The sequence below is a fragment of the Streptomyces sp. JNUCC 64 genome, assembly GCF_054484115.1.
This window is the reverse complement of record NZ_CM137015.1, coordinates 5,363,715-5,389,630: the sequence shown is the minus strand read 5'-3', so window position 1 is coordinate 5,389,630 and position 25,916 is coordinate 5,363,715. Positions and strand designations below refer to the sequence as shown.

Below are 25,916 nucleotides of genomic sequence, written 5' to 3'. Positions count from 1 at the left end.
GGCGGTGGGCGCCGCCCGGGCCCGGGCGGCGGGCGCCGCCGACGGGCCGGGAACCCCTCCGGACGGACGGACGGCGCCGCCCGCGCGGGAGGGGGACCATCCGGTGGACCCCGGGGCTCCCGGAGGGCGGCGGGAGGGTCACATCATGTCCTCGATCTCCCCGGCGATGGGGTCGGCGTCGGTGCCGATGACGACCTGGACGGCGGTGCCCATCTTGACGACGCCGTGGGCGCCCGCGGCCTTCAGCGCCGCGTCGTCGACCTTCGAGGGATCGACGACCTCGGTCCGGAGACGGGTGATACAGCCCTCGACCTCTTCGATGTTCTCGATCCCGCCGAGCCCCGCGACGATCTTCTCAGCCTTGCTGGCCATGTTGCCTCCTGACGCCTCACTGACTGCTTTGTCACGTTAACCCACTGTTGGCCCAACTTCGCGAGCGGTGATCGGCTCCGTACCGAATGATGACGATCACGACGCGCCACCCGACCGGGTGGTGTCCGTCATCCCAGGAGGTCGCCCATGAGCGCGCAGAGCGCGGCAGCAGCAACCGGCCGGACGCGGTGGAACGCCCTGTTCCAGGGGCTGCAGAAGATGGGCCGCAGTCTTCAGCTGCCCATCGCCGTGCTGCCCGCCGCAGGCATCCTGAACCGGCTCGGCCAGCCGGACGTCTTCGGCGACGACGGACTCGGCTGGACGGACGTCGCGAAGGTGTTCGCGGCGGCGGGCGGCGCGCTGCTGGACTCCTCGCTGGGTCTGCCGCTGCTGTTCTGCGTGGGGGTCGCCATCGGCATGGCGAAGAAGTCGGACGGCTCCACGGCGCTCGCCGCGGTGGCCGGTTTCCTCGTCTACTACGCGGTGCTGCGGGCCTTCCCGGACACCTGTCCGCCGGGCGCGGACTTCTCCGGGGCGGGCATCTGGAGCGGGCTGTGCGTGGCGGAGGACGGCACCTCCGCCCAGGCGGGCTACCAGAACCCGGGGGTCTTCGGCGGCATCGTCATGGGCCTGCTCTCGGCCTACGTGTGGCAGCGGTTCCACCGCACCAAGCTGGTGGACTGGCTGGGCTTCTTCAACGGGCGGCGGCTCGTCCCGATCCTCATGGCGTTCATCGGGCTGGTCTTCGCCGGGCTGTGCGTCTGGGTGTGGCCGCCCATCGGTGACGCGCTCACCAGCTTCTCGCAGTGGCTGTCGGACCTCGGCGCCTGGGGTTCGGGCATCTTCGGGGTGGCCAACCGGGCGCTGCTCACGGTGGGGCTGCACCAGTTCCTGAACACGTTCGTCTGGTTCCAGTTCGGCGACTACACCAAGCCGGACGGCACGATCGTGCACGGGGACATCAACCGGTTCCTGGCGGGCGACCCGACGGCCGGACAGTTCACCACCGGCTTCTTCCCGATCATGATGTTCGCGCTGCCCGCGGCGGCCCTGGCGATCACCCACTGCGCCCGTCCCGAGCGCCGCAAGATCGTCGGCGGGCTGATGCTGTCGGTGGCGCTGACCTCGTTCGTCACCGGCATCACCGAGCCGATCGAGTACTCGTTCCTGTTCATCGCCCCGCTGCTGTACGCGATCCACGCGGTGCTCACCGGGGTGTCGATGGCGGTGACCTGGGCGCTCGGGGTGAAGGACGGGTTCAGCTTCTCGGCCGGTCTGATCGACTACGTGATCAACTGGAGTCTGGCGACCAAACCGTGGCTGATCATCCCGATCGGCCTCGGCTTCGCCGTCGTCTACTACGTGGTCTTCCGGTTCGCGATCATCAAGTTCGACCTCAAGACCCCCGGCCGGGAACCCGAGGAGGAGTCGGAGGCGGAGGACCGCGAGAACGTGAAGTAGCCCCGCTCCCCCGCTCTTCCCCCGCCGTCCCTCCCGGGCCGGGTCCGGCTCCGTCCGGTCCCGGCCCCGGGCGTCAGACGCTGTAGGTGACGCCGGGGGCGGCGAGGTCCACGGGTCCGGCGAAGACCTCGCGGGCGTCCAGCAGGTTGACCTGGGCGTCGGTCCACGGGGGGATGTGGGTGAGCAGCAGCCGCCCGGCCCGCGCCCGGTGGGCGGTCTCCCCGGCCTCGCGGCCGTTGAGGTGCAGGTCGGGGATGTTCTCCTTGCCCGCCGTGAACGCGGCCTCGCACAGGAACAGATCGGTGTCGGAGGCGAGTTCGTCCAGCGCCTCGCAGACCCCGGTGTCCCCCGAGTAGGTCAGGGCCCGGCCGTCGTGCTCGACGCGGATCCCGTACGCCTCGACGGGGTGGGCGACGCGTTCGACGCGGACGGTGAAGGGGCCGATCTCGAAGGCGCCGGGCTTGACCGTGTGGAAGTCGAAGACCTCGCTCATCGAGGAGGCCGAGGGGGTGTCGGCGTACGCGGTGGTCAGCCGGTGCTCGGTGCCCTCCGGGCCGTACACGGGCATGGGGCCGCACCGTCCGCCGTCGTGCCGGTAGTAGCGGGCGACGAAGTACCCGCACATGTCGATGCAGTGGTCGGCGTGGAGATGGCTGAGGAAGATCGCGTCGAGGTCGTAGAGACCGCAGTGGCGCTGCAGCTCGCCCAGGGCGCCGTTGCCCATGTCGAGGAGCAGCCGGAAGCCGTCGGCCTCGACGAGGTAGCTCGAACAGGCCGAGTCCGTGGACGGAAACGACCCCGAGCAGCCGACGACGGTGAGCTTCATAGGAGCTGGAACCTCCGCGCTGACAGGACTGGAGGGACGGGTGCGGCCCCTCCGGCGGGCGGAGGGGTGGGTCCCCGGGGTGGGGAACGGGTTGGTGCGGTCTGTCGAGCGTAAGGCGCGAAAGGGTCGGGCGCTCCCCCGTCACAGACCGTTGTGGGCGAACTCACCTGAGAGACGCTGCCATCCGGGTTACCGGGCGGTCGTCCGTCCGGCCGGGAGGCGTGAACCCGTCGGGATCCGCCCCGCCGTTTCGGACGGGAACCCCACGGCGGCCGCCCTCCCCCCTCGCCTCCGCCGTACGGTCCGAGGTGGGCGGCCCGGTCCAGTGGCGGGTCCGGGCGGGCCGTCGGACGCTTCCCCGGACCCCGGTTCCACGGCGCGGGCACCGCTCCGGCCGCTTCGCCGCGCGTACGCTGCGACCCGGGAACTCACCTCGGGAGGTACTCGTATGCCCAGGACCACCCAGCTGCGCACCTACACCGTCCGGGACGGCATGCTCGACGAATGGGTGGAGCGGTGGCGTACGGAAATCGTGCCGCTGCGCCTGGAGTTGGGCTTCGCCATCGGCGGTGCCTGGATCGACCGGGAGCGCAACCGGTTCCTCTGGCTCATCTCGTACGAGGGCCCGGAGACGTTCGCCGAACGGAACGCCCTCTACTGGGCCTCGCCGGAGCGGGAGGCGATGGGCCTCGACCCGGACGAGTACCTGGTGCGCACCGATGACCGCACGGTGGAGACGGTCGACCCGCAGGGGTGATCACGGGTTCGGCGGCAGCATGTGGTGGCGGCGCTCGTCGTCGTCGAGGACCCGGAAGACCCGGCCTCGGGCCTCCGCTTCGAGACGGTCGTAGTCGGGCTCGGCGGGCCACACCCGGGCGGTGCCGTCGAAGGAGCCGGTGAGCAGGCGGGTGCCGTCCCGGGACCAGGCGACCGAGGCCACCCGGTCCTGGTGCACACCGACGATCGCGACCTCCTCGAACGTGGCGGACGACCAGAGGCGCACCGTGCGGTCGTCGGATCCGGTGGCGAGGAGCCGTCCGTCCGGGGACCAGGCGATCGCTCGGACGCGGCCCTCGTGTCCCTTGAGGACCTCGACGCGACGGCCCGTGGTGGTGTCCCACACGGCGGCCGTCCAGTCCCCCGAGGCGGTGGCGACCCGGTCCTCGCCCGGGGACCAAGCGATGTCCTCGACGTAGTTGTCGTGCCCGCGCAGCACGGTGAGCTGTCGGCATTCGGCGACGTCCCAGAGGCGGCACGTGCGGTCGTCCGAGGCGCTGGCCAGGAGACGGCCGCTGGCGGACCAGGCGACCCCGCCGACCCAGTCCTGGTGCCCCTCCAGACGGACCAGCTCGACTCCGGTGCGGGCCGACCAGACCCGGACCGCGCCGTCGTGGTCCCCGGTGGCGACGCGGGCGCCGTCGGGGGACCACGCCACCGACTCGACCACGGGTCCCCGGTGGTCGAATCCGCTGGCCCGGTCTGCCAGGAGGAGACGGAACGCCCCGTCGTGGGTACTGATGGCCAGGCGGTCGTCGAGCGGCGACCAGACGGCGCTCCACACCCGGTCGGTCTGTTCGATGACGGGGGCGGCCGGGGCTCCGGTGACGGCGTCCCAGACCCGGACCGTCCCGTCGTCCGAGGCGGTGGCGACGCGGGTGTCGTCGTACGACCAGGCCGCCTGGTTCACGGGACCGAGGTGCCCGTGGAGGAGGAGGTGCTCGGCGCCGCTGGGGCGCAGGTCCCAGACGCGGCCCGTGCCGTCGGTGGAGCTGGTGGCGAGCCGGTCGCCGCCGGGCGACCAGGTCACGCCCCACACCGTGTCGGAGTGTCCGCGCAGGACGGCGATGACCTTCGCGTCATGGGCGTCGACGATCCGTACGCTCTGGTCGGAGGAGGCCGAGGCGAGCATCCGCCCGTCGGGCGACCAGGCGATGTTCCACACGTAGTCCGTGTGGCCACGGACCAGGAGCCGCTGGGCGCCGCTTCCGGCGTCGAAGACGCGCACGGTGTGGTCACCGGAGCCGGTGGCGACGAGACGCCCGTCCGGGGACCAGGCGACGCCTTCCACGAAGTCGGTGTGGCCGGACAGCGTCGTCACCGCCGTGCCGGTGGCCAGGTCCCACACGAGGGCCGTCTGATCGTGGGATGCCGAGGCCAGCCGTGTACCGTCCGGGGACCAGGCAAGGCCCCAGACGTCGTCGCGGTGTCCGCGCAGCTCGTGGCGGAGGTCTCCCGTCGCGGCGTCCCACACGTGTACCGTCCGGTCGCGCGAGCTGCCGGCGATCCACCGGCCGTCGGGGGACCAGGCGACCTGCCGCCCGATGTCGGAGGCACCGGTGAGCGGGCGCGCGGGCGCACCGGACGCGACGTCCCAGACCCGTACGACGCGGTCCCGGCCCGTGGTGGCGAGCCGGGAGGAGTCGGGAGACCAGGCCACGCCCTCGACCATCACGCCCTCGGACGGCAGGACCCGAACGGAGCGGCCCGACCCGGCGTCGAAGATCCGGGCGGTGCCGTCCCTGGAGGCGGTGGCCAACAGCGCCCCGTCCGGGGACCAGGCGATGTGCCGGACGGTGTCGGTGTGACCGTCGAGCTGGACGCGCAGATGGCTGGAGGCCAGGGCGGTCATCAGGCCGCGCCGGGCGGACGGGGTCGGCGCGCATTCGCCCAGCGCGGCCAGGCTCAGCAGCAGGGACTGTTCGGGCCGCTGCTCCACGGCGCCGAGGACGTGCTGACCGATGCCGTCCGAAACCCGGCGCAGGAACGCGAGGTCGCGCCGTTGCGAGGACTCGACGAGTGACCGCGCCGCCTCCGACGCCCGTCCGGTCTCCCGCAGCGCGAGCAGCCACCGCTGGGCCAGGGCGAGCCGCTCGCCGGTGAGCAGGTAGTCGGCGCCGCGCCCGGAGCGCTCCCAGTCCTCCGCCCACCGTTCGAGCTCCGCCCGGCGCCGCAGTTGTTCCGCACGGGCCTCGACCTCCTGCCTCAGGGGTGCCCACTGGCGGAACAGCGCCTCATGGGTGACCTGGGCGTAGGGCTCCTGCCCGGCACGGACGTCGGACATCAGCAGACGGGCCTCGACGAAGGCGTCCACGACACGTCGTTCCCCCGCCGTCAGCTCGGCCAGCGGCACCCGGCGCCGGGCCACCTCCTGGCCCCGGACGGTGACGAACCTCAGCAGCACCCGCAGCACGGACTCGACGCCCTCGCCCGTGGACCCGAGGTCCGCCACCACGTGGTCGGCCTGCCGGGCGAGGGCCCCGACCACACCGCCGTGGTCGCGGTACAGCTCCTCGGTGACCGTCTGGCCGGGGCCGGAGGCGAAGTACAGCTCCTGCAGCAGATAGGCGAGCAGCGGCAGGGCGTCGTCGGTGCCCGCGTCGTCGAGGACGGCCTCCACCACGCCGGGCTCGAAGGAGAGGCCGACGAGGGCGCCCGGCCGCTCGACCGCCTGGGCGAGCTGACTCCTGCCGAGCGCGCCGATGGCGACCGGGTGCTGGAAGAGGTCGGCGTGCCCCGTGGCGAGCAGCGGCCCCAGGAAGTCCACGCGCAGGGTGGCCAGGACACGGATCCTCGCGTCCCGGGTCACACAGAGGCGCAGGGCTTCGAGGAACTGGTTCCGTTCCCGTTCCCCGGCGAGGGTGATCAGCTCTTCCAGCTGGTCGACCACGACGAGCATCCGGCGGAACCCGCCGCCGCGCAGCCGGGACAGCTCCCCGAGCAGTGCGGCGGGGTCCTGCCTCAGGCGCCGCAGCACCGCGCCCACCGGCTCGTGCCGCCCGTCCGCCTCGGCGATCGCGGCGGCCACGGCCGCCAGCGGGTTGGGGCCCGGGGAGAAGACGGGGAGGACCGCCCAGCGCCGACCGCGCACCCGTGGCATCACCCCCGCCCGCACCAGCGACGACTTCCCGCTCCCCGAGGCGCCCACGAGGACGAGGAACCGGTCGGCGGGCCGGTCCCGCGTTTCGTGCAGCCGACGCGTCAGGTCCTCGGACTGGGCCTGCCTGCCGAAGAAGACGGCGGCCTCGTCCTCCACGAACGCGTCCAGCCCGGGGTACGGGACCCGGTCGCGGGGCCAGTCCGCCGACGGGGGCGCGGGGTTCTCCAGCCGGTGGACGGCGATCTGCGCCACCACCATGGTGACGATCAGCAGCCCGATGGCCGGAACCGCGACCCGCTGGAGCAGGTGCAGGAGCCACGGCACGTCGTCGGCGTTGGTGGCGTAGTTGGTGACGATCCCCAGCAGGCTCGCGACGAGCACCAGCAGGACCTGGACCAGGAGTTGCGCACGGTTCCTCATGACGCACCCGCAGTGCGCCGTAAACGCCGCAGCACTCCACGCCCCCGCTCCGCCGCCACCGGTACCGGGCGCCGGACCGCCGACGCCCGTGGACATCATCCGGGGCCGACCGGACGTTCTCAACAACCACCGGGAAAACCAGTCACGGCAGCGGTACCCGTCCCCTCTCGCGCTTCCCCGTTCCGGTGTGCCCCGCTGCGGGCGCCTGGTCGGGGGAGGCCGCGCGGGAACGGCCGCGGCCCGGCCGGGGCCCTGAGCGGGCGCCCTGCCGGGCCGTGGGGTGGAGCGGGGCCCCGGGGGATGTCCCGGGGCGGGGTGGTCAGGCCCAGAGCTGGCCGTGCAGCCGCTCGATGGCCTCCTCGGTGGTGGCGGCCGTGTAGACGCCGGTGGAGAGGTACTTCCAGCCGCCGTCCGCGACGACGAAGACGATGTCCGCGCTCTCGCCCGCCTTGAGGGCCTTGCGGCCGACGCCGATGGCCGCGTGCAGCGCGGCGCCGGTGGAGACGCCCGCGAAGATGCCCTCCCGCTGGAGCAGTTCCCGGGTCCGGGCCACCGCGTCGGCGGAGCCGACCGAGAACCGGGTGGTGAGGACGGAGGCGTCGTACAGCTCGGGCACGAACCCCTCGTCGAGGTTGCGCAGACCGTAGACCAGGTCGTCGTACCGGGGCTCGGCGGCGACGATCTTGACGTCCGGCTTGTGCTCGCGCAGATAGCGGCCGACGCCCATCAGGGTGCCGGTGGTGCCGAGGCCCGCGACGAAGTGGGTGACGGACGGCAGGTCGGCGAGGATCTCCGGCCCGGTGGTGGCGTAGTGCGCGCCCGCGTTCCCGGGGTTGCCGTACTGGTAGAGCATGACCCAGTCGGGGTGGGTGGCCGCCAGTTCCTTGGCCACCCGCACCGCCGTGTTGGAGCCGCCCGCCGCGGGGGACGGGATGATCTCCGCCCCCCACATGGCGAGCAGTTCCCGCCGCTCCCGCGAGGTGTTCTCCGGCATCACGCACACGATCCGGTAGCCCTTAAGCCGGGCCGCCATCGCGAGGGAGATGCCGGTGTTGCCGGAGGTCGGTTCGAGGATGGTGCAGCCCTCGGTGAGCCTCCCCTCCTTCTCCGCCTGTTCGATCATGTGGAGCGCGGGGCGGTCCTTGATCGAGCCGGTCGGGTTGCGGTCCTCCAGCTTGGCCCAGATCCGCACGTCCTCGGAGGGCGACAGCCGCGGCAGGCGGACGAGCGGAGTGTTGCCGACCGCGGCGAGCGGGGAGTCGTAGCGCATGCCGGTCAGGCCATCCCGCCGGCCACCGCGGGCAGGATCGTGATGTTGTCGCCGTCGGCGAGCTTGGTGTTGATGCCGTCGAGGAAGCGGACGTCCTCGTCGTTCAGGTAGACGTTCACGAAGCGGCGGAGCTGGTCGCCGTCCACCACCCGGGCCAGGATGCCGGCGTGGCGGGTCTCCAGGTCGGCGAGGAGGGCGGCGAGCGTGTCACCGGTGCCCTCGACGGCCTTCTCCCCGTTGGTGTAGGTGCGGAGGATGGTCGGGATGCGGACCTCGATGGCCATGGCGTGGGCTCCTGTCGGGATGCGAAGGGCGAGCGGGTGACCGGCGGACCGAGCGGACCTCGGCGGTGGGGCGGTGGGACGGGGCGCCGTGGTGGCGGGCGGTCCGGGGCTCAGCCGCCGGTCAGCGGCCACGGGGGCGCCCGCCGGGGCTCAGGGCCGGACGGCGGTGGGGGTCAGCACGGACAGATCGCGCTGTCGGACCGGCACAGGTCGACGTGCAGCCGCGCCACGAGCAGCGGCGTGCCCGGCGTCTTCTCGCTCACGTCAGGGGGAACCATGCGGTCATCGTATCGATTCCCGGTACGGCTCCCGGAAGAGTGTTTCGTATCGTGGACGTTTTTCGCCCGCGATACGGACATACTCCCGGAGCGGGGCGCCCGGTCAGTACGCCTCGACGACCCTGACCTCCTCCTCCGTGACCACACCGTCCACGATCCGGAACGAACGGAACTGGAAGGGCCCCGCGTCGTCCGCGTCGGCGGTGGAGACCAGGACGTAGTGCGCGCCCGGCTCGTTGGCGTACGTGATGTCGGTGCGCGAGGGGTACGCCTCGGTGGCGGTGTGCGAGTGGTAGACGATCACGGGCTCCTCGTCGCGGTCGTCCATCTCGCGGTACAGCTTGAGCAGGTCGCCCGAGTCGAACTCGTAGAAGGTGGGCGAGCGGGCGGCGTTGAGCATCGGGATGAACCGTTCGGGCCGTCCCGAGCCGACGGGTCCGGCGACGACCCCGCACGCCTCGTCGGGGTGGTCCTCGCGGGCGTGGGCCACGATCCGGTCCCGCAGCTCCTGGGTGATGGTCAGCATGCGCCCAGGATAAGCAGCGGCCCCTCCCGTACCGGAGTGCGGTACGGGAGGGACCGGATGTTGGACAGAACCCTTGCGGGGACCGGGTTGTGGCGTCCAGCCGCCGGTCCGTCCACCTACCCGCCGCCGTCTGGTGAGCCCGCTCCCCCGCGGGCGCGCCTCGGGTCAGTCGCGGGTCGCTCCCGCCCCCCGGCCGTCCCGGTGGAACGCCGCCGCGTCCGGGGTGCGCCGCTTGAGCACCAGATAGGAGACGCCGAGCAGCAGCGCCCAGACCGGGGCGCAGTAGAGCGAGATCCGGGCGTCCTCGTCGACCGCCATCATCGTGATCACCAGCCCGATGAAGAGCAGCGCGAACCAGCTGGTGTAGGGGGCGCCGGGGGCCCGGAAGGAGGAGCGCGGCAGCTCGCCCCGGTCGGCGCGGGCCCGGTAGCGGATCTGGCTGACCAGGATCATGATCCAGGCCCACATGCCGGAGATCGTCGCGAACGACACCACGTAGTGGAACGCCTCGCCCGGCCAGCGGTAGTTGATCCAGACCCCGACCATCATCAGCGCGGCGGAGAACGTCGTCCCAGCCAGCGGGATGCCGTTGGACGTCAGCCGGGTGAACAGCTTCGGGCCCTGGCCGTTGAGGGCCAGGTCGCGCAGCATGCGGCCGGTGGAGTACATCCCGGAGTTGCAGGACGAGAGCGCGGCGGTCAGCACGACGAAGTTCACGACGGCGGCGCCGAGCGCGAAGCCCATCTTCTCGAAGGCGGCGACGAAGGGGCTGACCCCGGGCTGGAACTCGGTCCAGGGCACCACCGACAGGATCATGATCAGCGCGCCGACGTAGAAGACGGCGATCCGCCACGGGACGGTGTTGATCGCCTTGGGCAGGTTCTTCTCGGGGTCCTTGGACTCCCCCGCGGTGACGCCGACCAGCTCCACGGCGAGGAAGGCGAACATCACGATCTGAAGGGTCATCAGGGTGCCGCCGACGCCCTCGGGGAAGAAGCCGCCCTGGTTCCAGAGGTGGGCGACGGTCGCGGTGTCGCCCGCGTCCGAGAAGCCGACGGTCAGGATGCCGGCACAGATGAGGATCATGCCGATGATCGCGGTGACCTTGATCATCGAGAACCAGAACTCCAGCTCTCCGAAGAGCTTCACGGAGATCAGGTTCGCCCCGTAGAGGACGAACGTGAAGACCAGCGCGGACAGCCACTGGGGGATGTCCCACCAGTACGTCATGTAGGTCGCCGCCGCGGTCACCTCGGTGATGCCGGTGACGACCCAGAACAGCCAGTACGTCCAGCCGGTCACGAACCCGGCGAACGGACCGACGAACTCGCGCGCGTACTCCGAGAAGGAGCCCGACACCGGTCGGTACATCAGGAGTTCGCCGAGCGCCCGCATGATGAAGAAGATGACGAGGCCCGCGAGGGCGTACGCCAGGATGAGGCTGGGTCCGGCCTTGGAGATGGCCTTGCCCGCGCCGAGGAAGAGCCCGGTGCCGATCGCTCCGCCGATGGCGATCATCTGGATCTGCCGGGCACCGAGCCCGCGCTGATAGCCCTCGCCGTGGCCGTCCGCCACGGAGGGGGAGCCGGTGGGGGGACGCGGAACGCCGTCGCCGTCCTTGCCGACCTGCGTCGAGGTCATGGTGGTGAACACCTTTCGCCGGGTGAGTGGGGGCCCGTCGGGTCCGGCAGATCTATCACGCGGCCGGGAGGGATCGACCGAGGCGCGTGTGAGCCGCGCCACAGGGAAAACCGGAGGAAGGGCCCCTCTCCCGGCAAACGCCGCGAGGGTGGTGACGGGATCGTTATGCGGATTTGAGCACCCGCTGAGCGAACACCCGGCCCGCACGGCACCCCCGGACGGCGGGGCGCGGAAGGGTACGGAGGGGTGCGGAGGGGTGCGGGCGGGCGGGTGGCGACGTTCCCCGCCGGTTCCCGGGCCGCCGCTCCGGCCGTTCCCCGCCTCGACCACCCCTCGCTCCGGCCGTTCCCGTCCCGGCCGTTCCCCCGTCCCATCGGTCCCCGCGCCCTGGATCGCCGCCGGACCCGTGTGACGGACCGCGGATGACGGCCGGGGCGCCCACAAGCCGCGACGGCCACGAGGACGCGGGCAGCGGGCAGCGGGCAGCGGGCAGCGGGCAGCGGGCAGCGGGCAGCGGGCAGCGGCACGGTGGCGCGGGGGCGCGGCGCGGAACAGTGGCGCGGGGGCGGCTCCTACGGCATCAGGGCGCAGGCGCGGGGGCCGGGCGTCACCGCGTCACCGACGCCGCCGTGTCACGGCATCAGGGTGGTGACCAGGGTCTCCTGGAGTCCGCCGAGCCACAGGTACGCCATCACCATCGGCTTGCGGGGGTCCTCGTCGGGCAGCCGGTAGAGCAGGTCGGCGTCGTCCTCGTCGGAGATCTCCAGCCGGGCGCCGATCGCGAGGCGGAGGTCGTTGAGAGCGCCGAGCCAGCGTCTGCTGTCCTCGGCGGTGAGCCGCAGCACCGCGCCGCCGTCCCCGGCCGGGTCGAGTCCGTCCAGGCAGCGGACCACCGCGAGGGCGTCCTCGCGCTTGCGGGCCCGCAGGTCGTTCTCGGTGAAGCGGCGGAACTCGGAGGAGCGCTCGACGAGTTCGGCGGCCTCCTCCGGGCGGGTGGGGGCGACGCCGGGGCCGCCGTAGGCGTCCGGGAAGAGCCGTCGCAGCACCGGGTCGGCGGGCGGCTCGGTGGGGCCGTCCACGAAGAGTTCCGCGAGCGGGTCGGCGGGGGCGTCGCCGCCCGGGCCGGGGCCGACCAGTTCCAGCAACTGGACGGCGAGCGAACGGATGATGGAGATCTCGACCTCGTCGAGCGCGACGGCCGCGCCGCCGCCCGGGGTCGGTTCGAAGTGTCCTGGCATGGAGTCAGTCGCTACTTCCGGTCCTGCTGGAGGGTGGCCCACAGCCCGTACCCGTGCAGGGCCTGCACATCGCGTTCCATCTCCTCGCGGGTTCCGCTGGAGACGACGGCGCGGCCCTTGTGGTGGACGTCCAGCATCAGTTTCGTGGCCTTGTCCTTGGAGTACCCGAAGTACGCCTGGAAGACGTAGGTCACGTAGCTCATCAGATTGACCGGGTCGTTGTGGACGAGCGTGATCCACGGGACGTCCGGCTCCGGTTCGGCGAACACCTCTTCCGCCGATTCGGGTTTATCGATCTCTAGGGGAGCTGGAGCCGTCACACCGCCCATGCTGCCACCTCGCGCGGACGTCCGCACGAACGCCCCCCGGGGAGCCGCCGGAGACCACCCGTTCCCGAAATCGTCAAACTGACGAAATGGGGGTAGCATCGCCGTCATGAACACTGCGGATCTCGGGCTGCCGGTGGACGTGCCGTCGACCGCGCTCTTCACGGACCACTACGAGCTGACCATGCTCCAGGCCGCACTCGCGGCGGGCACCGCCGAGCGGCGCTCCGTCTTCGAGGTCTTCACCCGACGGCTGCCGGAGGGGCGCCGCTACGGAGTCGTCGCGGGCACCGGACGGGTGCTGGACGCCGTGGAGAACTTCCGGTTCGACGAGCCCGTCCTCGGCTTCCTGCGCGAACGCGGCATCGTGGACGAACGGACCCTGGAATGGCTTGCGGAGTATCGTTTCTCCGGAGACGTCTGGGGCTACCCGGAGGGCGAGGTCTACTTCCCGGGCTCGCCCGTGCTGCGGGTCGAGGGCTCGTTCGCGGAGTGCGTGCTCCTGGAGACGGTCGTCCTGTCGATCCTCAACCACGACTCGGCGATCGCCGCCGCCGCCTCCCGGATGGCCTCCGCCGCCGGTGACCGGCCGCTGATCGAGATGGGCGCCCGCCGCACCCACGAGCTGGCCGCGGTCGCCTCCTCCCGCGCCGCGTACATCGGCGGCTTCGCCACCACCTCCGACCTCGCCGCGGGCTTCCGCTACGGCATCCCCACCGTCGGCACCTCCGCGCACGCCTTCACCCTGCTGCACGACAGCGAACGGGACGCCTTCCGCGCCCAGGTGGACTCGCTCGGCGCGGGCACCACCCTGCTGGTGGACACCTACGACGTGGCCGAGGCGGTCCGCGCCGCCGTGGAGATCGCCGGACCGGAGCTGGGCGCGGTCCGCGTCGACTCCGGGGACCTGCTCCTCGTGGCGCACCGGGTCCGTCAGCAGCTGGACGAGCTGGGCGCCGACCGGACCAGGATCGTGGTCACCTCCGACCTGGACGAGTACGCCATCGCCTCGCTCGCCGCCGCCCCCGTCGACGCCTACGGGGTGGGCACCCAACTGGTCACCGGCTCCGGTCACCCGACCTGTTCGATGGTCTACAAGCTGGTCGCCCGCGCCGCCTCCGCCGACCCGAAGGCCCCGCTGGTGCCCGTCGCCAAGCGCTCCAGCGGCGGGAAGACCTCGATCGGGGGACGCAAGTGGGCCGCCCGGCGGCGGGACGCGCTGGGCGTCGCGGAGGCCGAGGTCATCGGCACCGGGCCGGTCCCCGCCGACCTCGCGGACCGTCAGCTCCTGGTCGAGCTGATCAAGGGCGGCACGGTGCTCCACCGGGAACCCCTGGACACCGTCCGCGACCGGCACGCGGCGGCCCGCGCGGCGCTGCCGCTGTCGGCCACCCAGCTCTCCCGGGGGGACGCCGTCATCCCGACGGAGTACGTCTGAGCGGCGTGGCGTGATTCGACCGGCGCCCCCGGGGTACCTGCGACTACAGGACGCCCCCGTGACGCGCGGGACGCCCTGACCACGGCTCCGGGGAACGCGGACGGGGGAGGCGGACGCTTCGGCGCCCCCTCCCCCACCCGACCGGAACCGACCGCCCCGGCCCCCGGCCGGACCAACCGGACCAACCGGACCGATCGAGCAGACCGGCCGGACCGGCCCCACCGGCCGGACCCGCCGGACCGAACCGACAAGGACAACCGACATGCGCCGCGCCCTGATCGTCGTGGACGTGCAGAACGACTTCTGCGAGGGCGGCAGTCTCGCCGTCACCGGTGGCGCCGACGTGGCCGCCGCCATCACCGAGCTGATCGGGCAGGCGCCCGCGGGCTACCGGCACGTGGTCGCCACCCGTGACCACCACATCGACCCCGGAGCCCACTTCTCGGACCATCCCGACTACGTGGACTCCTGGCCGGTGCACTGCCTCGCCGGGACCGAGGGCGTCGGCTTCCACCCCAACTTCGCCCCGGCGGTGGCCTCCGGCGCGGTGGAGGCCGTGTTCGACAAGGGCGCGTACTCCGCCGCGTACAGCGGCTTCGAGGGTGCCGACGAGAACGGCGTCACCCTGGCCGACTGGCTGCGCGACCGGCAGGTGACCGAGGTGGACGTGGTCGGGGTCGCCACCGACCACTGCGTCCGGGCCACCGCGCTGGACGCGGCCCGCGAGGGCTTCCGGACGAACGTCCTGCTGGACCTCACGGCCGGGGTCTCCGCCGCGACGACGGAACGGGCCCTCAGCGACCTGCGCGACGCGGGCGTCACCCTGAGCGGGACGCCCGTCGTCGCCTAGGCCGTCCCTACGGCCTGGCGGCCGTCGTCGGCCGGTAGACGCACACGTGCACACCCGTGCCGCTGACCACGGTCGAGACGAGTTCGAACGCGCGCAGCGCTCCGTCGGTGGGGTAGATCGTCTTTCCGCCGCCGAGGAGCACCGGCATGATCATGAGCCGCAGTTCGTCGACCAGTCCCTCGGCCAGGAGGGTGCGGGCGAGCGAGAGGCTGCCCATCACCACCAGGTCCCGGCCCTCGGTGGCGCGCAGCCTCCGGATCCCCTCCAGCGCCTGGTCCCCCGGGATGAGGGTGGTGTTGTTCCAGGTCAGGTCGGATTCGCCCAGCGTGCCGGAGACGACGTGCTTGGGGACCGAGTTCATGTGATCGGCGAAGGGGTCACCGGCCCGCCCGGGCCACGCCGCGGCCATGACCTCCCAGGTGCGGCGCCCGAAGAGCAGGGCCTCGGTGTCGGCGGCCCACTCGGCGAGGGCGCCGCCCATCACCTGCGGGTCGAAGAACGGGTGGGTCCAGCCTCCGTGGACGAACCCTCCGTCGGTGTCCTCGTCCGGGCCGCCCGGGCCCTGCATGACTCCGTCCAGACTGACGAACTCACCCAGCACGATACGCATCGAACCGTCTCTCTTCCTTGCTCAGTTGATTAGTTGTTGATTACTGCTCAGCCGGGTCCGCCGCGCCCGTCGCGTTCGTCGCGTTCGTTGAGGGCCCGGCGGTCCCGGTGGTCTCTTCCGCCCGCCCGGCGAACGCGCGCGGGCCGGGACGGGGCGCCTGCCCGGGCCCGTGGGGCCCCGGGCGGACGGCGGACGGCGGTGTCGTCAGACGGTGCGGCGGTAGTGCAGGGCCACGTACGCGAGCAGCGCGAACATCACGGTCGTGCCGGTGGCTATGGTCACCGGGCCCGCCTGGCCGCCGCTCATCGCCCAGGCGTCGCCGGTCAGCTTCACGGTGGCGGCGACCCGGGAGGCGATGGCCAGCTTCCGGTTCCCGAGCCGGGAGAAGTGCCGGCCGAGCAGATAACCGGCCACGATCATCGAGACGAAGGTGACCGACCCGGCGAGCATGTGCCCGTACGCGTGCCAGCTCATCGTCTCCGGGATGCCCTCCGGCGTGCCCACGGGGAAGCCGTCCGCCGGGTCCATCGTCAGCAGCCCGGCGGCGACCATGCCGATGCCGATCGTCCGGACCAGCCGTGGGACCGCACGGCCGCCCGCCGTCCCCCGCATGACCCGGCGCAGTCCGGCCGCGCCGGCGGTGGCCAGGACTCCGGCGATCACGAAGTTCACGATCTGCAGCCAGCCGAGCGAGCCGGTGGCCAACTGGCTGAGCGGGTGCCGGGTCGGCTCGAAGCCCTCACGGGTGAGCACCTGGGCGATGGACACGCCCACCCACAGCGGACCGGCGACGGCGACGCAGGCGAGCAGTTCGCGGGTACCGACCGCGCCGCGCCGGTGGGCGGCGGAGGCCCGGCCGGTGGTGGCCGCGGTACGCGGGAGGCGGGTGGCGGTGGTGTTCACGGCGGGCTCCTTCGGGAGGCGGGCTTCGGGCTTCTTCTGTGGGGCTCACCTCTACGTCGATCGGCCGATGTGACAGGGAACGGCCGAATTCCCTGTCACATCACCGGGTCGGGGGCGGGCACGGAGCGCGCGCCGCCGCCGGGCGCGCCGCGTGGACCCGCCGCCCGGAAATTCCCCCGGCGGTCCTCACCGACCGTGCCAGGGTGGGGACATGACGGAGACCGGGACGAGGACGGCGGACGTGTTCGAGGGCGGGCCGGGGCCACTGCACACGTACCGGATACGCGGGCGGGGGCGGAGCGCGCTGGTGCTGTGGGTCGGCGGCACGGGTGAGGACCCCGACCGGGTGCTGACGCTGCCCGGCGCCGGACGGCGCCGGGTCCCCGTCTTCGTGACGGCCCGGCAGGCGCGGCGGTACGCGGAGCGGCGGGGCCGCGAGTCCGTCGTCCCCGGGGCCGACGTCCTCGACCTCGCCCCCGTCCAGCGCTGGCTGGCGGACCCGGCGCGCCGACGGCTGCCCCAGCGGGACGTCCTGGACGCGTGGAACTTCTTCGAGGACCTGGACCGGGGGGTCGGGGGCGCCGACCTGCCTCGGCAGGGCCCGGCGCACAACAGCGCCTACCGGAAACTGTTCGACGGCGAGTGCGCGAGGTGGACCCCGGACGAGCGGCGCGCGGTGCGGGAACTGCTCACGGCCGGAACGGAGTTGTGGGAATCCTGCCCGGTGGCCGTGAATCCCCCCTCCCCCGGCCGCCGACGGGACGAGGCCCGGGGACGTTCACGGGCCTGAGCGCCACGGGCGGCGAACGGGACGGACCCGGCGGGCACGGCACGAGCAGGCACATCCGCCGCGCCGACGGGGTACGCGGGCGTCGTGGCAGCCGTGGAGCGCCCGGCCCAGGACACGGGCCGTCACGCACCCGGCGCAGACGATCGTCCAGGCCCGCGCGCACCGGCGGTGCAGGGCCGACGGGCCGCCGCCGTCCGGCCGGGAGGCCAGGACGTCGTACCGCCGCCGGGCGCGGCGGTGCCACCAGCGCAGGGGGTGCGCGCAGTAGGCACAGCGGCGTGCGCTCCCGTCGGTGGCGCGTCCCGTGGAGCCCTCACGGCGGGTCACGCGGGCACCAGGAGCGCGCGGGCCGTCTTGCCGTTCTCCCCGGGGAGCCACGAGAGCGCGGCGAGGGCCCGGACGAGCGCCAGCCCCCGGCCACCCTCAGCGTCCGGCCCCACCGCCGTGTCCGGGGCGTCCGGCGGACCGGGCACCGGGTCGCTGACGTCCACCAGCAGGGCGCCGTCGGCGAGCACCGCGAGCCGCAGCCCCAGTGAACGGGCCGGGGCGGCTGCGTGGACCACGGCGTTCGTGGCCAGTTCGGAGACCACGAGGACGGCGGCGTCCCGGTCGCCCGGCCAGCCGAGCAGGTCCAGGGCCCGGCCCGACCGCCGCCGGACCAGGCCGACGGCCCGGGGGGTCAGCGGACAGGTCATCGACCATTCGCCGGTCACCGCGAGGTCGGCGGGCAGGTGGTGCGTACGGCCCATGGACCGCCCTTCCTGACAGGGGCCGACGCGAGCGGCCCGGGGAGTGGGGTGCGCTCAATGAAACGAGCCGTCCGACGGGCCCGGCAGGCAATCGGGAACCGGCTTCCGGGGCCACCGACCGGTAATTCCCGCACCCCACTCCGTCACGCGAACGGCCTCATGCGGCTACGTTGGGCGCATGGCGCGGAACGTCCTTCTGGCCGCCCGACTCAGGGAAGACGGCCGGACACAGCAACAGATCGCCGAAGCCCTCAACCGCCGCGTCGCCTCGCACACGGGGCGGTACGGAAAGCTCCTGGACCGGCACATCCGGAACTGGGTGACAGGAAAGACGACCTGGCCGCAGGCGAGATACCGGCGCGCCCTCGAAGAGGAATTCGGCTGTACGGTCGCCGAACTGGGTTTCTACCCGTCTCCTCCCAGGAAGGCGGCACCCAGCCAAGCCTCCGTGGAGGACACCGTGAAGCGTCGTCAGTTCACCGCCTCGGCAGGAGCCCTGGCGGCCACCACAGCGCTGCCCCGCACGACCACCTCGTCGACGCCACGCATCGGCATGACCGACGTCAACCGGCTCGAAGAAGCCTTCACTCAGGTCATCACCGATGACGACGCACGCGGCGGGGGCGCCCAACTGGAATCCAGAGCGATCGATTTCGCGAAAATCGCCATCGGCATGCAGGAGAACGGCGTCGCCAGCCAGCGGGTACGCCAGCGCCTGTACTACTTCGCGGCGGCCTTCACCGGAAGTGCCCTATGGGCCGCGATCGAGGATCAAGCGACCGAACGGGCTCGGAACCACCTCGACCGTGCGATCCGGCTGGCCGGAATGTCAGGGGCCGAAGACATCCAGCTCCGACTCTGGGGCCATGCGGCCTTTCTTTTCTCTCAACTGGGAAACCCGCACGACGCCTCAGCCGCCGAGCAGGCCGCCAAAGCATCACCACTGTGCCGTCGCGACCCCTTGTACCGCTCCTTGATCACCGCTCGCATCGCCGGTACCCAAGCACACATGGGTGAACGCACACTGGCCCGTCGCAGTGTGGAAGCGGCCGTCAAGGCATTCGACCGGGCAGAACCAGAAGCCCCTCGGGCACCCTGGATCGCCTTCTTCGACCGAGCCGAGCTGGAGGGCCTCTCCGGCCTCTCGATGGCGCGCCTCGGGTGTCATGACGAGGCGGAGGCACACTTCCACCGCACACTGGCCCAGCTCCGTCCAGGCTACGAACGCAATCGGAAGTACTACACCGCGCAACTCGCGCTGTGCCAGCTACGGCAGGGAGACGTCGAGCTGGCGTGCGCGACGGCGTCCGCCGCGTTCTCCGACAGGTCGGGAGCCCCGTCAACCGGACGCCAGCGGAAACTTCTGGCCGCCTTCGAGCGGGGGCTGACCCTCATCGCGCCGGACGCTCGGGCAACCACCACATGGCGGGAACACCAAACGGATGAAAGGAACTCCCGATGATCGACCTCAGGCATCACACGGCCGCCACCCTGCCCGAAATCCGACAGACCATCCTCGACATCCACATCGAGGTGCGGCATCGAGACTTCGGTCTCACCGGGCCCTTCTACACCGTGGAGCGGTATGACGAGCGGCTGGTGGCCTACGCGTCCCGCCCGGGTTGGAGCGCCGTCGTGGGATACGAGGACGGAGCACCCGTCGGATTCGCGTTCGGTATGCCGCTCGGACCGGACACCCAGTGGTGGAGGTCGATGACCACTCCCCTGCCCCCCGGATACACCGACGAGACCGGCTCCCGCACCGTCGCCCTGAACGAGATCGTCGTACGGAAGGAGTGGCGAGGGCAGGGGGTCGCCCAGTCGATTCACCGGGCGTGGCTGGAGCGGCGTACCGAGGAGCGGGTGACACTGCTGGTCAACCCGGCGGCGGGGGACGGCTCCGTCCAGGCGGTGTACGAGGCGTGGGGGTACGCGAAGGTAGGCGAGCAGCAGCCGTTCGCTGATTCACCGGTGTTCGCCGCGATGACCAGGCCAGTACGTACAGGCTGAACCCCAGTGGCCAAACGGCTCCGGCCCTCACGGACGCGCTCCTTCGCCAACGCGCGTCCGTGAGGGGACGGGTTCAGGATTCGCCGGCCGCCTTGAGGATGAAGTCGGTGATCTCGACGGGGCGGGAGGCCAGGGACGCGTGGCTGGCGTCGAGTTCGATGATCTCGCGGGGGTTCATCCGCTGGGACATCTTGTGCTGGTTCTCCGGGTTGATCATGCGGTCCTGGGTGGAGATCTGGTACCAGGTCGGCTTGTTGCGCCAGGCGGGGGCGGTGATCGCGTCGCCGAAGGTGCTGCCGAGGGGGGCCTTCTGGGTGACCGCGAGGACGAACGCCTCGTCCTCGGTGAGGTCCTGGCAGAAGCTCTCGTGGTACTTCTCCGGCTTGACCCAGAGGTAGCCGTCGGAGTCGGGCTCGATGTTCGGGAAGGCGGCGGGCGGGATCTCCTGGCTGATCTGGCCGGGGCTCTCGCCCGCGTCGGGGGCGAAGGCGGCGACGTAGACCAGGCCGGTGACGTTGGGCAGGTCGCCCGCCTCGGTGAGGACCGCCCCGCCGTAGGAGTGGCCGACCAGCAGCACCGGGCCGTCGATCTGCCTGACCATCTTGCGGGTGCGCTCGGCGTCCTCGGCGAGGGAGGTCAGGGGGTTCTCGACGGCGTGCAGCGCGGTGTGGCCGCGTCGCTTGAGTTCGAGGATGACCTTGCTCCAGTGGGCGGCTCCGCCCCAGAAGCCGTGCACGAGGACGATCGCGGGCGTGTCAGCCATGACGTGGGCCTTTCGGTGCGGTGCTGGTGCCGTGCTGTGCCGTGCCCCCGGTTCACCGTAGGACCGGGGCACCGGCCCCGCCACCGGACCCGCCACGCCCGGACCCGTCACCGGACCCGGGGCCCGCCACCGGACCCGTCGCCGTCATCCGCCCCGGGACGGGCCCTCAGGCGCTCCTCGGGTACGCGGGCGGGGGCCCGCCCCGGGCGGTGCGCAGCAGGCTGCGGATGGGGTGCCACAGCTCGGCCGCGTCGTCGGGGGCGGTGCGCCAGACCAGGCCGTCGGGGTGGTGCAGCACGGCGGTGACCTCGTCGGGGGTGGGGGGCTCGGCGTTGCCGCGCAGATAGACGGAGCGCAGACCCAGGTTGCGCAGCCGGGTGAGGGCGCGGGCCCGGTTGCGGGCGACGACCAGGACCCGGACCCGGTCCCCGCCGTCGGGGTCGGAGGGCGGCGCCCCGGGGGCGACCGGACTGGGCAGGTTCAGGGCCACGACCACGTTCCCGTCGGGCAGTCTGCAGAAACCTCCCGCGCTCATCCGGTCACGCTCCGTAGGACACCGCGACTCCCCTTGTGAGACGTCGCGTCAACAAGAACCGTATGGACGCACCTAAACACGAGCGGCCGCCACCCCGCTAGGGGTGACGGCCGATCATGGTTTGACCTGCGGAAACGGCGCCGGGCACGCGCCCCGGAGCGGTACCGGAGGCGTTACTACCGGGTGGAGCGGTCCACCTGGACGGTGATCGTCGAGCCGTCGCGCGGCTGCTTCACGATCTTGATCCGGGTGTTGGTGTCGGGCACCTTGACGCCGGCGCCCGGGGTGGCCGCGTCCCAGTAGACGCCCTTGCGGTCGTCGAAGACCGGGACGCCCCGGTGCGACGGGATCTTCGTCGGGACGCCCGCCTTGTGGAGCGTGAGGGCGTCCGAGCGGCGGTGGGTGAAGGTCGAGTCGAACGACTGGATGCGGTTGCGCATCACCGTGCCGTCGGCCCACTTCAGCGGCGCCGGGCTGGCGTCCACCGGGAGGATCAGGCCCTCGCCCGCGTGCTGGCTGGTGTTGTTGTCCTTCTGGGAGGTGTCCCAGAGCCAGATCAGCAGACCGCGCTGGTAGCGGTAGTGCTCCACCCAGTCCGGACGCTCCGGCGCGAAGCCGAAGTTGTACGGGCCGGTGGCCAGGGTGCGGTCGTACGAGACGTACTGGCGGTTCTCCGCTATGTAGTACTGCTCGTACTCGTTGGTGAAGGACTCGCCGATGCGGGAGAAGCCCTTGGTGGTCCAGCCGCCCGCGTCGGTCTCGGCGCCGTCGGAGAAGACGGTCGCGCCGTCCGCGGTGACCTTCAGCGCGTCACCGGTGAAGCCGAGGCCGCCGGTGCCGCCGTCGGTGGCGTAGCGCAGCCGCAGGTCGACCTTCTTGCCCGCGTAGGCGTTCAGCGAGTAGACGAGCGGCTTGTAGCCGCCGGAGACGCCGCTGAGCGCGGGGCGGTCGGCGCCGTCCCGGGAGAGCGGGCCGCCGTCGGCGGTGCCGTCCAGCGCGTTCCAGTTGGCGCCGCCGTCGGTGGACACCTCGGCGTACAGGTAGTCGTAGTTCGCCTCGATGTCCCACCAGCCCTGGAGGGAGAGTTCGGCGGTGGTGCGGCCGGTGAGGTCCAGCGAGCGGGTCAGGGTGTTCTGGAGGTCGTCGCCCTGGCCGCTCCACCACTGCCGGGTGCCCTCGGCGGGCTTGGTGACGGTGGTGGTCCGGGTCTTCTTCGGCAGCTGGACGACGAGCGCCTGCGGGTTCTTGGTGTTGTACGCCGCGACGCCGAGGCGGTGCGTCGACTTGGTCGCCGCGCGGGCCAGGTCGTAGTCGAGCCAGCCGAGCTTCAGCTTGTCCCAGGCGGTCATGTCGCCGGGCAGGTCGCCGATGGACTGCTCGCCGCGGCCGAGCCAGGAGCCGCTGGACATCAGCGACCAGTAGCCGGTGGAGTTCTCGCCGCCGCCGGAGGTGTCGTACAGGTCCGGCAGACCGAGGTCGTGGCCGTACTCGTGGGCGAAGACGCCGAGGCCGCCGTTCTCCGGCTGGACCGTGTAGTCGCCGACCCAGACGCCGGTGTCGCCGATCTGGGCGCCGCCCGAGCGGTTGTCGGCCGGGCCGGTGCGGCCCGCGTCGCTGCCGTACGCGTACCAGCGGTGCGCCCAGATGGCGTTGGGGCCCTCGGCGCCGCCGCCCGCGGACTCGTCCTCGCCCGCGTGGACCAGCTGGAAGTGGTCGATGTACCCGTCGGGCTCGTTGAAGTTGCCGTCCTGGTCGAAGTCGTACCGGTCCCAGGCGTCGTAGGCGGCGAGCTGCTCCTTGATCTGCGCGTCGGTGCGCCCGGCGGCCTTCTGGTCGCGGACCCAGGCGTTGACGCCGTCGCGGACCGCGTCCCAGACGTTGACGCAGTTGGACGAGCCGCAGTAGTTGGAGCCGTAGCGGGCCTCGTTGTAGTCGACCTTGACCCAGTCGGAGACGGTGCCCTCGACGGAGTAGCGACCGGAGGACGCCTTCTCGTAGTACGTCTTCAGGGACTCCTTCTGGCGTCCCTGGGCGTCCCGGCCGGAGCCGAAGTAGAGGTCCTCGAAGTGCGCGCGGTTGTAGTCCGCCTTCCACGCCGTCGAGTTGTCCTTCGCCCGGTCGGGCTGGGCGATCTTGTTGTGCGCCGGGCCGGGCGTGCCGCCGTACTTCTTGACGGGGGGCTTGGGGCCCTCCGGGCCGTCCGGGTCGTACTGGGTGGTGTCGTCGACCTTGTCGCCGAACTCCAGCAGGATCGTGAAGATCTTGTCGGTCTTCTCGCGGCCCAGCTCCACGTACTTCTTGTCGTCGAGCTTGACGACCTTCGAGGCGCCGCGCTTCTGGACGGTCGCCTCGCCCGCGAGGACCTGCTCCAGCGCGGCCTCGCGCTGCTCGGCCTGGGCCTCGCTGTAGGGGCCTTCGAGGTCGTGGTCGACGTGCCCCTTCGCCGGGGCCGGGTCGTGCCGGTCGGCGGCCGGGGCGGGGGCGGGGGCCCCCTGGTCCGGAGCGGCCAGGGCCGGGCCGGTGTACGCGGCCGCGGCCGCGGCGAACGCCACGGCCACGGCGGCGGCCCGGAACGTCCTGCTTCTTCTGGTCACGTGACGGTGTCCTCCCCTGCGCCCCGCGTGCGCGGCCGTCGGGGGGTCCCAGGGCAGGGAGGGCCGTGCGCGGTGTGCGCGTCACAAGTGCGGTCATTGGATCGGAGTTACAGAAGAAAAGACAGATCTTGACTTGAACACTTCAAAGCACTATGCAGGGCGACGAGTCCGTTATCCGAACACCCCGTACGCCGTCCGGCCACCCCGCACTACCCGAACCCCTTGGCGGGAAAGCCCAGTTGACGGATGGATGACCCCGTGCGCCCCCTCGTGCACCGGGTGCCGTGGGCAACGTCACGCTTACCGTTCGGACCCGGGGGGCATGGAGGCGGTGGAGCCGCCCGTGCCGGTCCCCCGTACGCTGCCACCGCGTCCGGGACCGACCGTGACCCGCCCGATCCGACCCCGTACCCGATCGTCCCGAGGACTGATACGGATGCCTCGTCCGACCGCCGCACAGATCGCCTACGGAACGGCCACCGTCGTCTGCTCGACGCTCGCCATGCTGCTGCTCTCCCGGACGACCTCGGGCATCGCGGTGACGGTGATCGCCATCGCCGCGCTGGGGCTCGGCCTGCTGGTGGCCGTCACCCTCCCGCTGTCGGCGTCCCGGACGGGGGCCGCTCCCGTCCTCGCCCGGGCCGCGGACCCCACCGACCGGTCCCGCGTTCCCGGACGGTCCGCCGGACGGACGACGCCGCCCGCCGCGCCCACCGCTCCCGGTGACACCGGGACCGACGCGGTGACGGTGTCCTCGGCGTCCTCGGCGCCTTCCGCGCGGGCCGGGGCCGTACGCCGGGACGTCACCGCCACGGCCGCCGCCAGCCCGCCGGAGCGGACGACCGGGCCCTCCTGAGGGGCGGGCCCTCCGGTGGGGCCGGTGGGCGAGCCCTTCGGCGGGGCCGGTGCCGGTCAGCCAGTCGGTCGGCCGGTCAGCCGGTCGGCCGGTCAGCCAGTCGGCCGGTCAGTCGGTGCCGACCTCGACCGTCTTCGCCGCCTTGTCGTGCAGGCCCTGTTTGTACGGCTTGTCGAAGAAGCTCCAGCCACCGGCGATCGCGGTCCACACACAGGCGCAGCAGAACGCGAACGGCAGCCACAGCACGGCCGCGCGGACCAGCGAGGTCTGCAGGGACGGGGTCGCGCCGTCGGAGAGGTTGGCGACCCGCATCTTCATCAGCCGCTTGCCGACCGTCTGCCCGGTACGGGAGATCATCACCGTGTCGTAGCCGATGTAGAGGACGGCCGCGAGCAGGGAACGCCCGAAGGACTCCCCGTACTCGACGCTGTCCGGGTCCACCGAGTAGTCCCCGACGCCGAACGCCCAGGACAGCAGGCCGACCACGATCCCGACGAGGACCATGTCGATCAGCCGGGCCACGACGCGCTTGCCGCTGTCGGCGAGCGGGGGCATTCCGGCGAGGGGGTCCGCGGGGCCGCCGTAGCCGCCGGTCCCGCCTCCGGCTCCGTAGGGGTCGCCGCCGTACGGGGAGCCGCCGCCCGCCGGGGGCGGTGGTGCGCCGTACGGGCTCTGGGGACCGCCGGGGGCGCCCGGGCCGTAGGGATCGCCGGAAGCGCCGGGACCGCCCGGGCCCGGTGGGCCGCCCGGTGCGCCCGGGGTTCCCGGGGGCGGTGCTCCGGGCGGGGGTTCACCGGGGCGGGGGGCGTCGCCCGAGGGGGGGTCGTAGGGGGAACCGCCCCGGGGGGTGTCGCCCCGTGACGGGGGCTGCTTGCTGAACGGGTCGTCTTCCGGCTGTCCGGGCCCGGGCCGCGGCGGTTCGCTGCTCATGGCCCGAGTGGACCGCGAACCCCGCGCACCCGCATCCGGCACGCATCCGTCCGGGCGACCGTCCGGGGGTCGGGACGGCCGTCCGTTCGCCGTCGGGGCGCCCGTCCGTTCGCAGTCCGTTCGCCGTCGGGACGTCTGGCCCGTTCGCCGTGGGGACGGCTGGCCCGTTCGTCGTCGGGACGGTTGCCCGTTCGTCGTGGGGACGGCTGACCGTTCACCGTCCCGGCCGCCGTCCGTTCGCCGTCGGGTCGGCCGTCCGCGCACCGTCCGGACGTCCACGCACCGTCCGGGCGTCCGGCCCCGCCCGTCACCACCGGGGTCCGCCCGTCACCACCCGGGGTCCGCCCCCCTCCACCCGGGACGGGGACG

General features: G+C 72.4%; 24 protein-coding genes and 1 pseudogene. 8 read left to right on the top strand and 17 right to left on the bottom strand.

Features of this window, described 5'->3' with window-relative positions:
• Window positions 1-138: 138 nt before the first annotated feature.
• A pseudogene (locus tag ACVWNX_RS22410) lies at window positions 139-393 on the bottom strand (glucose PTS transporter subunit EIIB); the annotation flags it as partial.
• A 126-nt stretch (window positions 394-519) separates the two neighbouring features.
• Here ACVWNX_RS22410 and ACVWNX_RS22405 point away from each other — a divergent pair.
• Entirely contained in the window at window positions 520-1,833 is a 1,314-nt protein-coding gene (locus ACVWNX_RS22405; protein WP_454409386.1) for a PTS transporter subunit EIIC, read from the top strand.
• 73 nt (window positions 1,834-1,906) lie between these two features.
• Here ACVWNX_RS22405 and ACVWNX_RS22400 read toward each other — a convergent pair whose 3' ends face one another.
• A complete protein-coding gene (locus ACVWNX_RS22400; RefSeq protein ID WP_454409384.1) occupies window positions 1,907-2,659 on the bottom strand; it encodes an MBL fold metallo-hydrolase in 753 nt (250 codons plus the stop codon).
• A 448-nt stretch (window positions 2,660-3,107) separates the two neighbouring features.
• Here ACVWNX_RS22400 and ACVWNX_RS22395 point away from each other — a divergent pair, with 448 nt between their 5' ends.
• Window positions 3,108-3,416: an NIPSNAP family protein gene (locus ACVWNX_RS22395; RefSeq protein ID WP_454409382.1), complete on the top strand. Its 309-nt coding sequence runs from the start codon at window positions 3,108-3,110 to the stop codon at window positions 3,414-3,416.
• Here the strand turns inward: ACVWNX_RS22395 and ACVWNX_RS22390 are convergent, their stop codons facing one another.
• From ACVWNX_RS22390 to clpS, 8 genes are all read right to left on the bottom strand, one after another.
• A complete protein-coding gene (locus tag ACVWNX_RS22390) occupies window positions 3,417-6,956 on the bottom strand; it encodes an nSTAND1 domain-containing NTPase (protein ID WP_454409380.1) in 3,540 nt (1,179 codons plus the stop codon).
• A gap of 319 nt (window positions 6,957-7,275) precedes the next feature.
• Window positions 7,276-8,226: a PLP-dependent cysteine synthase family protein gene (locus ACVWNX_RS22385; protein WP_454409378.1), complete on the bottom strand. Its 951-nt coding sequence runs from the start codon at window positions 8,224-8,226 to the stop codon at window positions 7,276-7,278.
• Window positions 8,227-8,231: 5 nt separating this feature from the next.
• Window positions 8,232-8,510, bottom strand: a complete 279-nt coding sequence (locus tag ACVWNX_RS22380) for a MoaD/ThiS family protein (RefSeq protein ID WP_454409376.1) — start codon at window positions 8,508-8,510, stop codon at window positions 8,232-8,234.
• A gap of 173 nt (window positions 8,511-8,683) precedes the next feature.
• A complete protein-coding gene (locus tag ACVWNX_RS22375) occupies window positions 8,684-8,788 on the bottom strand; it encodes a putative leader peptide (protein WP_445401394.1) in 105 nt (34 codons plus the stop codon).
• A gap of 103 nt (window positions 8,789-8,891) precedes the next feature.
• A complete protein-coding gene (locus ACVWNX_RS22370) occupies window positions 8,892-9,314 on the bottom strand; it encodes a M67 family metallopeptidase (protein ID WP_454409373.1) in 423 nt (140 codons plus the stop codon).
• A gap of 165 nt (window positions 9,315-9,479) precedes the next feature.
• Entirely contained in the window at window positions 9,480-10,955 is a 1,476-nt protein-coding gene (locus tag ACVWNX_RS22365; protein ID WP_454409371.1) for an amino acid permease, read from the bottom strand.
• 632 nt (window positions 10,956-11,587) lie between these two features.
• The gene (locus ACVWNX_RS22360; RefSeq protein WP_454409369.1) at window positions 11,588-12,193 is read right to left on the bottom strand and encodes a DUF2017 domain-containing protein; all 606 of its coding nucleotides are present in this window, start codon (window positions 12,191-12,193) and stop codon (window positions 11,588-11,590) included.
• A gap of 11 nt (window positions 12,194-12,204) precedes the next feature.
• Window positions 12,205-12,522 carry an ATP-dependent Clp protease adapter ClpS gene (gene clpS / locus ACVWNX_RS22355; protein WP_454409368.1) on the bottom strand — a complete coding sequence of 106 codons (318 nt, stop codon included), beginning with the start codon at window positions 12,520-12,522 and terminating at the stop codon, window positions 12,205-12,207.
• Between the two features lie 106 nt (window positions 12,523-12,628).
• Here clpS and ACVWNX_RS22350 point away from each other — a divergent pair, with 106 nt between their 5' ends.
• Both ACVWNX_RS22350 and ACVWNX_RS22345 read left to right on the top strand, forming a co-directional pair.
• Complete coding sequence (locus ACVWNX_RS22350; RefSeq protein WP_454409366.1) at window positions 12,629-13,957, top strand: nicotinate phosphoribosyltransferase; 1,329 nt, start codon at window positions 12,629-12,631, stop codon at window positions 13,955-13,957.
• Between the two features lie 262 nt (window positions 13,958-14,219).
• Window positions 14,220-14,807, top strand: coding sequence for an isochorismatase family protein (locus tag ACVWNX_RS22345; protein ID WP_454409365.1), 588 nt, complete (start codon window positions 14,220-14,222; stop codon window positions 14,805-14,807).
• Between the two features lie 7 nt (window positions 14,808-14,814).
• Here the strand turns inward: ACVWNX_RS22345 and ACVWNX_RS22340 are convergent, their stop codons facing one another.
• Both ACVWNX_RS22340 and ACVWNX_RS22335 read right to left on the bottom strand, forming a co-directional pair.
• The gene (locus ACVWNX_RS22340) at window positions 14,815-15,417 is read right to left on the bottom strand and encodes a dihydrofolate reductase family protein (protein WP_454409363.1); all 603 of its coding nucleotides are present in this window, start codon (window positions 15,415-15,417) and stop codon (window positions 14,815-14,817) included.
• Between the two features lie 204 nt (window positions 15,418-15,621).
• Entirely contained in the window at window positions 15,622-16,320 is a 699-nt protein-coding gene (locus ACVWNX_RS22335) for a DUF998 domain-containing protein (RefSeq protein ID WP_454409362.1), read from the bottom strand.
• A 211-nt stretch (window positions 16,321-16,531) separates the two neighbouring features.
• Here ACVWNX_RS22335 and ACVWNX_RS22330 point away from each other — a divergent pair, with 211 nt between their 5' ends.
• Window positions 16,532-17,110, top strand: coding sequence for a hypothetical protein (locus ACVWNX_RS22330; protein WP_454409360.1), 579 nt, complete (start codon window positions 16,532-16,534; stop codon window positions 17,108-17,110).
• A gap of 323 nt (window positions 17,111-17,433) precedes the next feature.
• Here ACVWNX_RS22330 and ACVWNX_RS22325 read toward each other — a convergent pair whose 3' ends face one another.
• On the bottom strand, window positions 17,434-17,859 hold the full coding sequence (locus ACVWNX_RS22325) for an ATP-binding protein (RefSeq protein WP_454409359.1): 426 nt from the start codon (window positions 17,857-17,859) through the stop codon (window positions 17,434-17,436).
• Between the two features lie 178 nt (window positions 17,860-18,037).
• Here ACVWNX_RS22325 and ACVWNX_RS22320 point away from each other — a divergent pair, with 178 nt between their 5' ends.
• Both ACVWNX_RS22320 and ACVWNX_RS22315 read left to right on the top strand, forming a co-directional pair.
• Window positions 18,038-19,321: a Tat pathway signal protein gene (locus ACVWNX_RS22320; protein WP_454409357.1), complete on the top strand. Its 1,284-nt coding sequence runs from the start codon at window positions 18,038-18,040 to the stop codon at window positions 19,319-19,321.
• Window positions 19,318-19,869: a GNAT family N-acetyltransferase gene (locus tag ACVWNX_RS22315; RefSeq protein ID WP_454409355.1), complete on the top strand. Its 552-nt coding sequence runs from the start codon at window positions 19,318-19,320 to the stop codon at window positions 19,867-19,869. Before ACVWNX_RS22320 ends, ACVWNX_RS22315 begins: the two co-directional genes overlap by 4 nt.
• 73 nt (window positions 19,870-19,942) lie before the next feature.
• Here ACVWNX_RS22315 and ACVWNX_RS22310 read toward each other — a convergent pair whose 3' ends face one another.
• The 3 genes from ACVWNX_RS22310 to ACVWNX_RS22300 all read right to left on the bottom strand — a co-directional run bounded on the left by ACVWNX_RS22310 (window position 19,943) and on the right by ACVWNX_RS22300 (window position 23,761).
• Window positions 19,943-20,632 (bottom strand): alpha/beta hydrolase, encoded by a 690-nt coding sequence (locus tag ACVWNX_RS22310; protein WP_454409354.1) that lies wholly within the window; start codon window positions 20,630-20,632, stop codon window positions 19,943-19,945.
• 166 nt (window positions 20,633-20,798) lie between these two features.
• On the bottom strand, window positions 20,799-21,167 hold the full coding sequence (locus tag ACVWNX_RS22305) for a hypothetical protein (protein WP_454409353.1): 369 nt from the start codon (window positions 21,165-21,167) through the stop codon (window positions 20,799-20,801).
• Between the two features lie 176 nt (window positions 21,168-21,343).
• Window positions 21,344-23,761, bottom strand: a complete 2,418-nt coding sequence (locus ACVWNX_RS22300) for an immune inhibitor A domain-containing protein (RefSeq protein WP_454409351.1) — start codon at window positions 23,759-23,761, stop codon at window positions 21,344-21,346.
• Window positions 23,762-24,197: 436 nt separating this feature from the next.
• Between ACVWNX_RS22300 and ACVWNX_RS22295 the strand changes: the two genes are divergently transcribed.
• The gene (locus ACVWNX_RS22295; protein WP_454409350.1) at window positions 24,198-24,617 is read left to right on the top strand and encodes a hypothetical protein; all 420 of its coding nucleotides are present in this window, start codon (window positions 24,198-24,200) and stop codon (window positions 24,615-24,617) included.
• A gap of 108 nt (window positions 24,618-24,725) precedes the next feature.
• Here ACVWNX_RS22295 and ACVWNX_RS22290 read toward each other — a convergent pair whose 3' ends face one another.
• On the bottom strand, window positions 24,726-25,547 hold the full coding sequence (locus tag ACVWNX_RS22290) for an RDD family protein (RefSeq protein WP_454409348.1): 822 nt from the start codon (window positions 25,545-25,547) through the stop codon (window positions 24,726-24,728).
• Window positions 25,548-25,916: the final 369 nt, after the last annotated feature.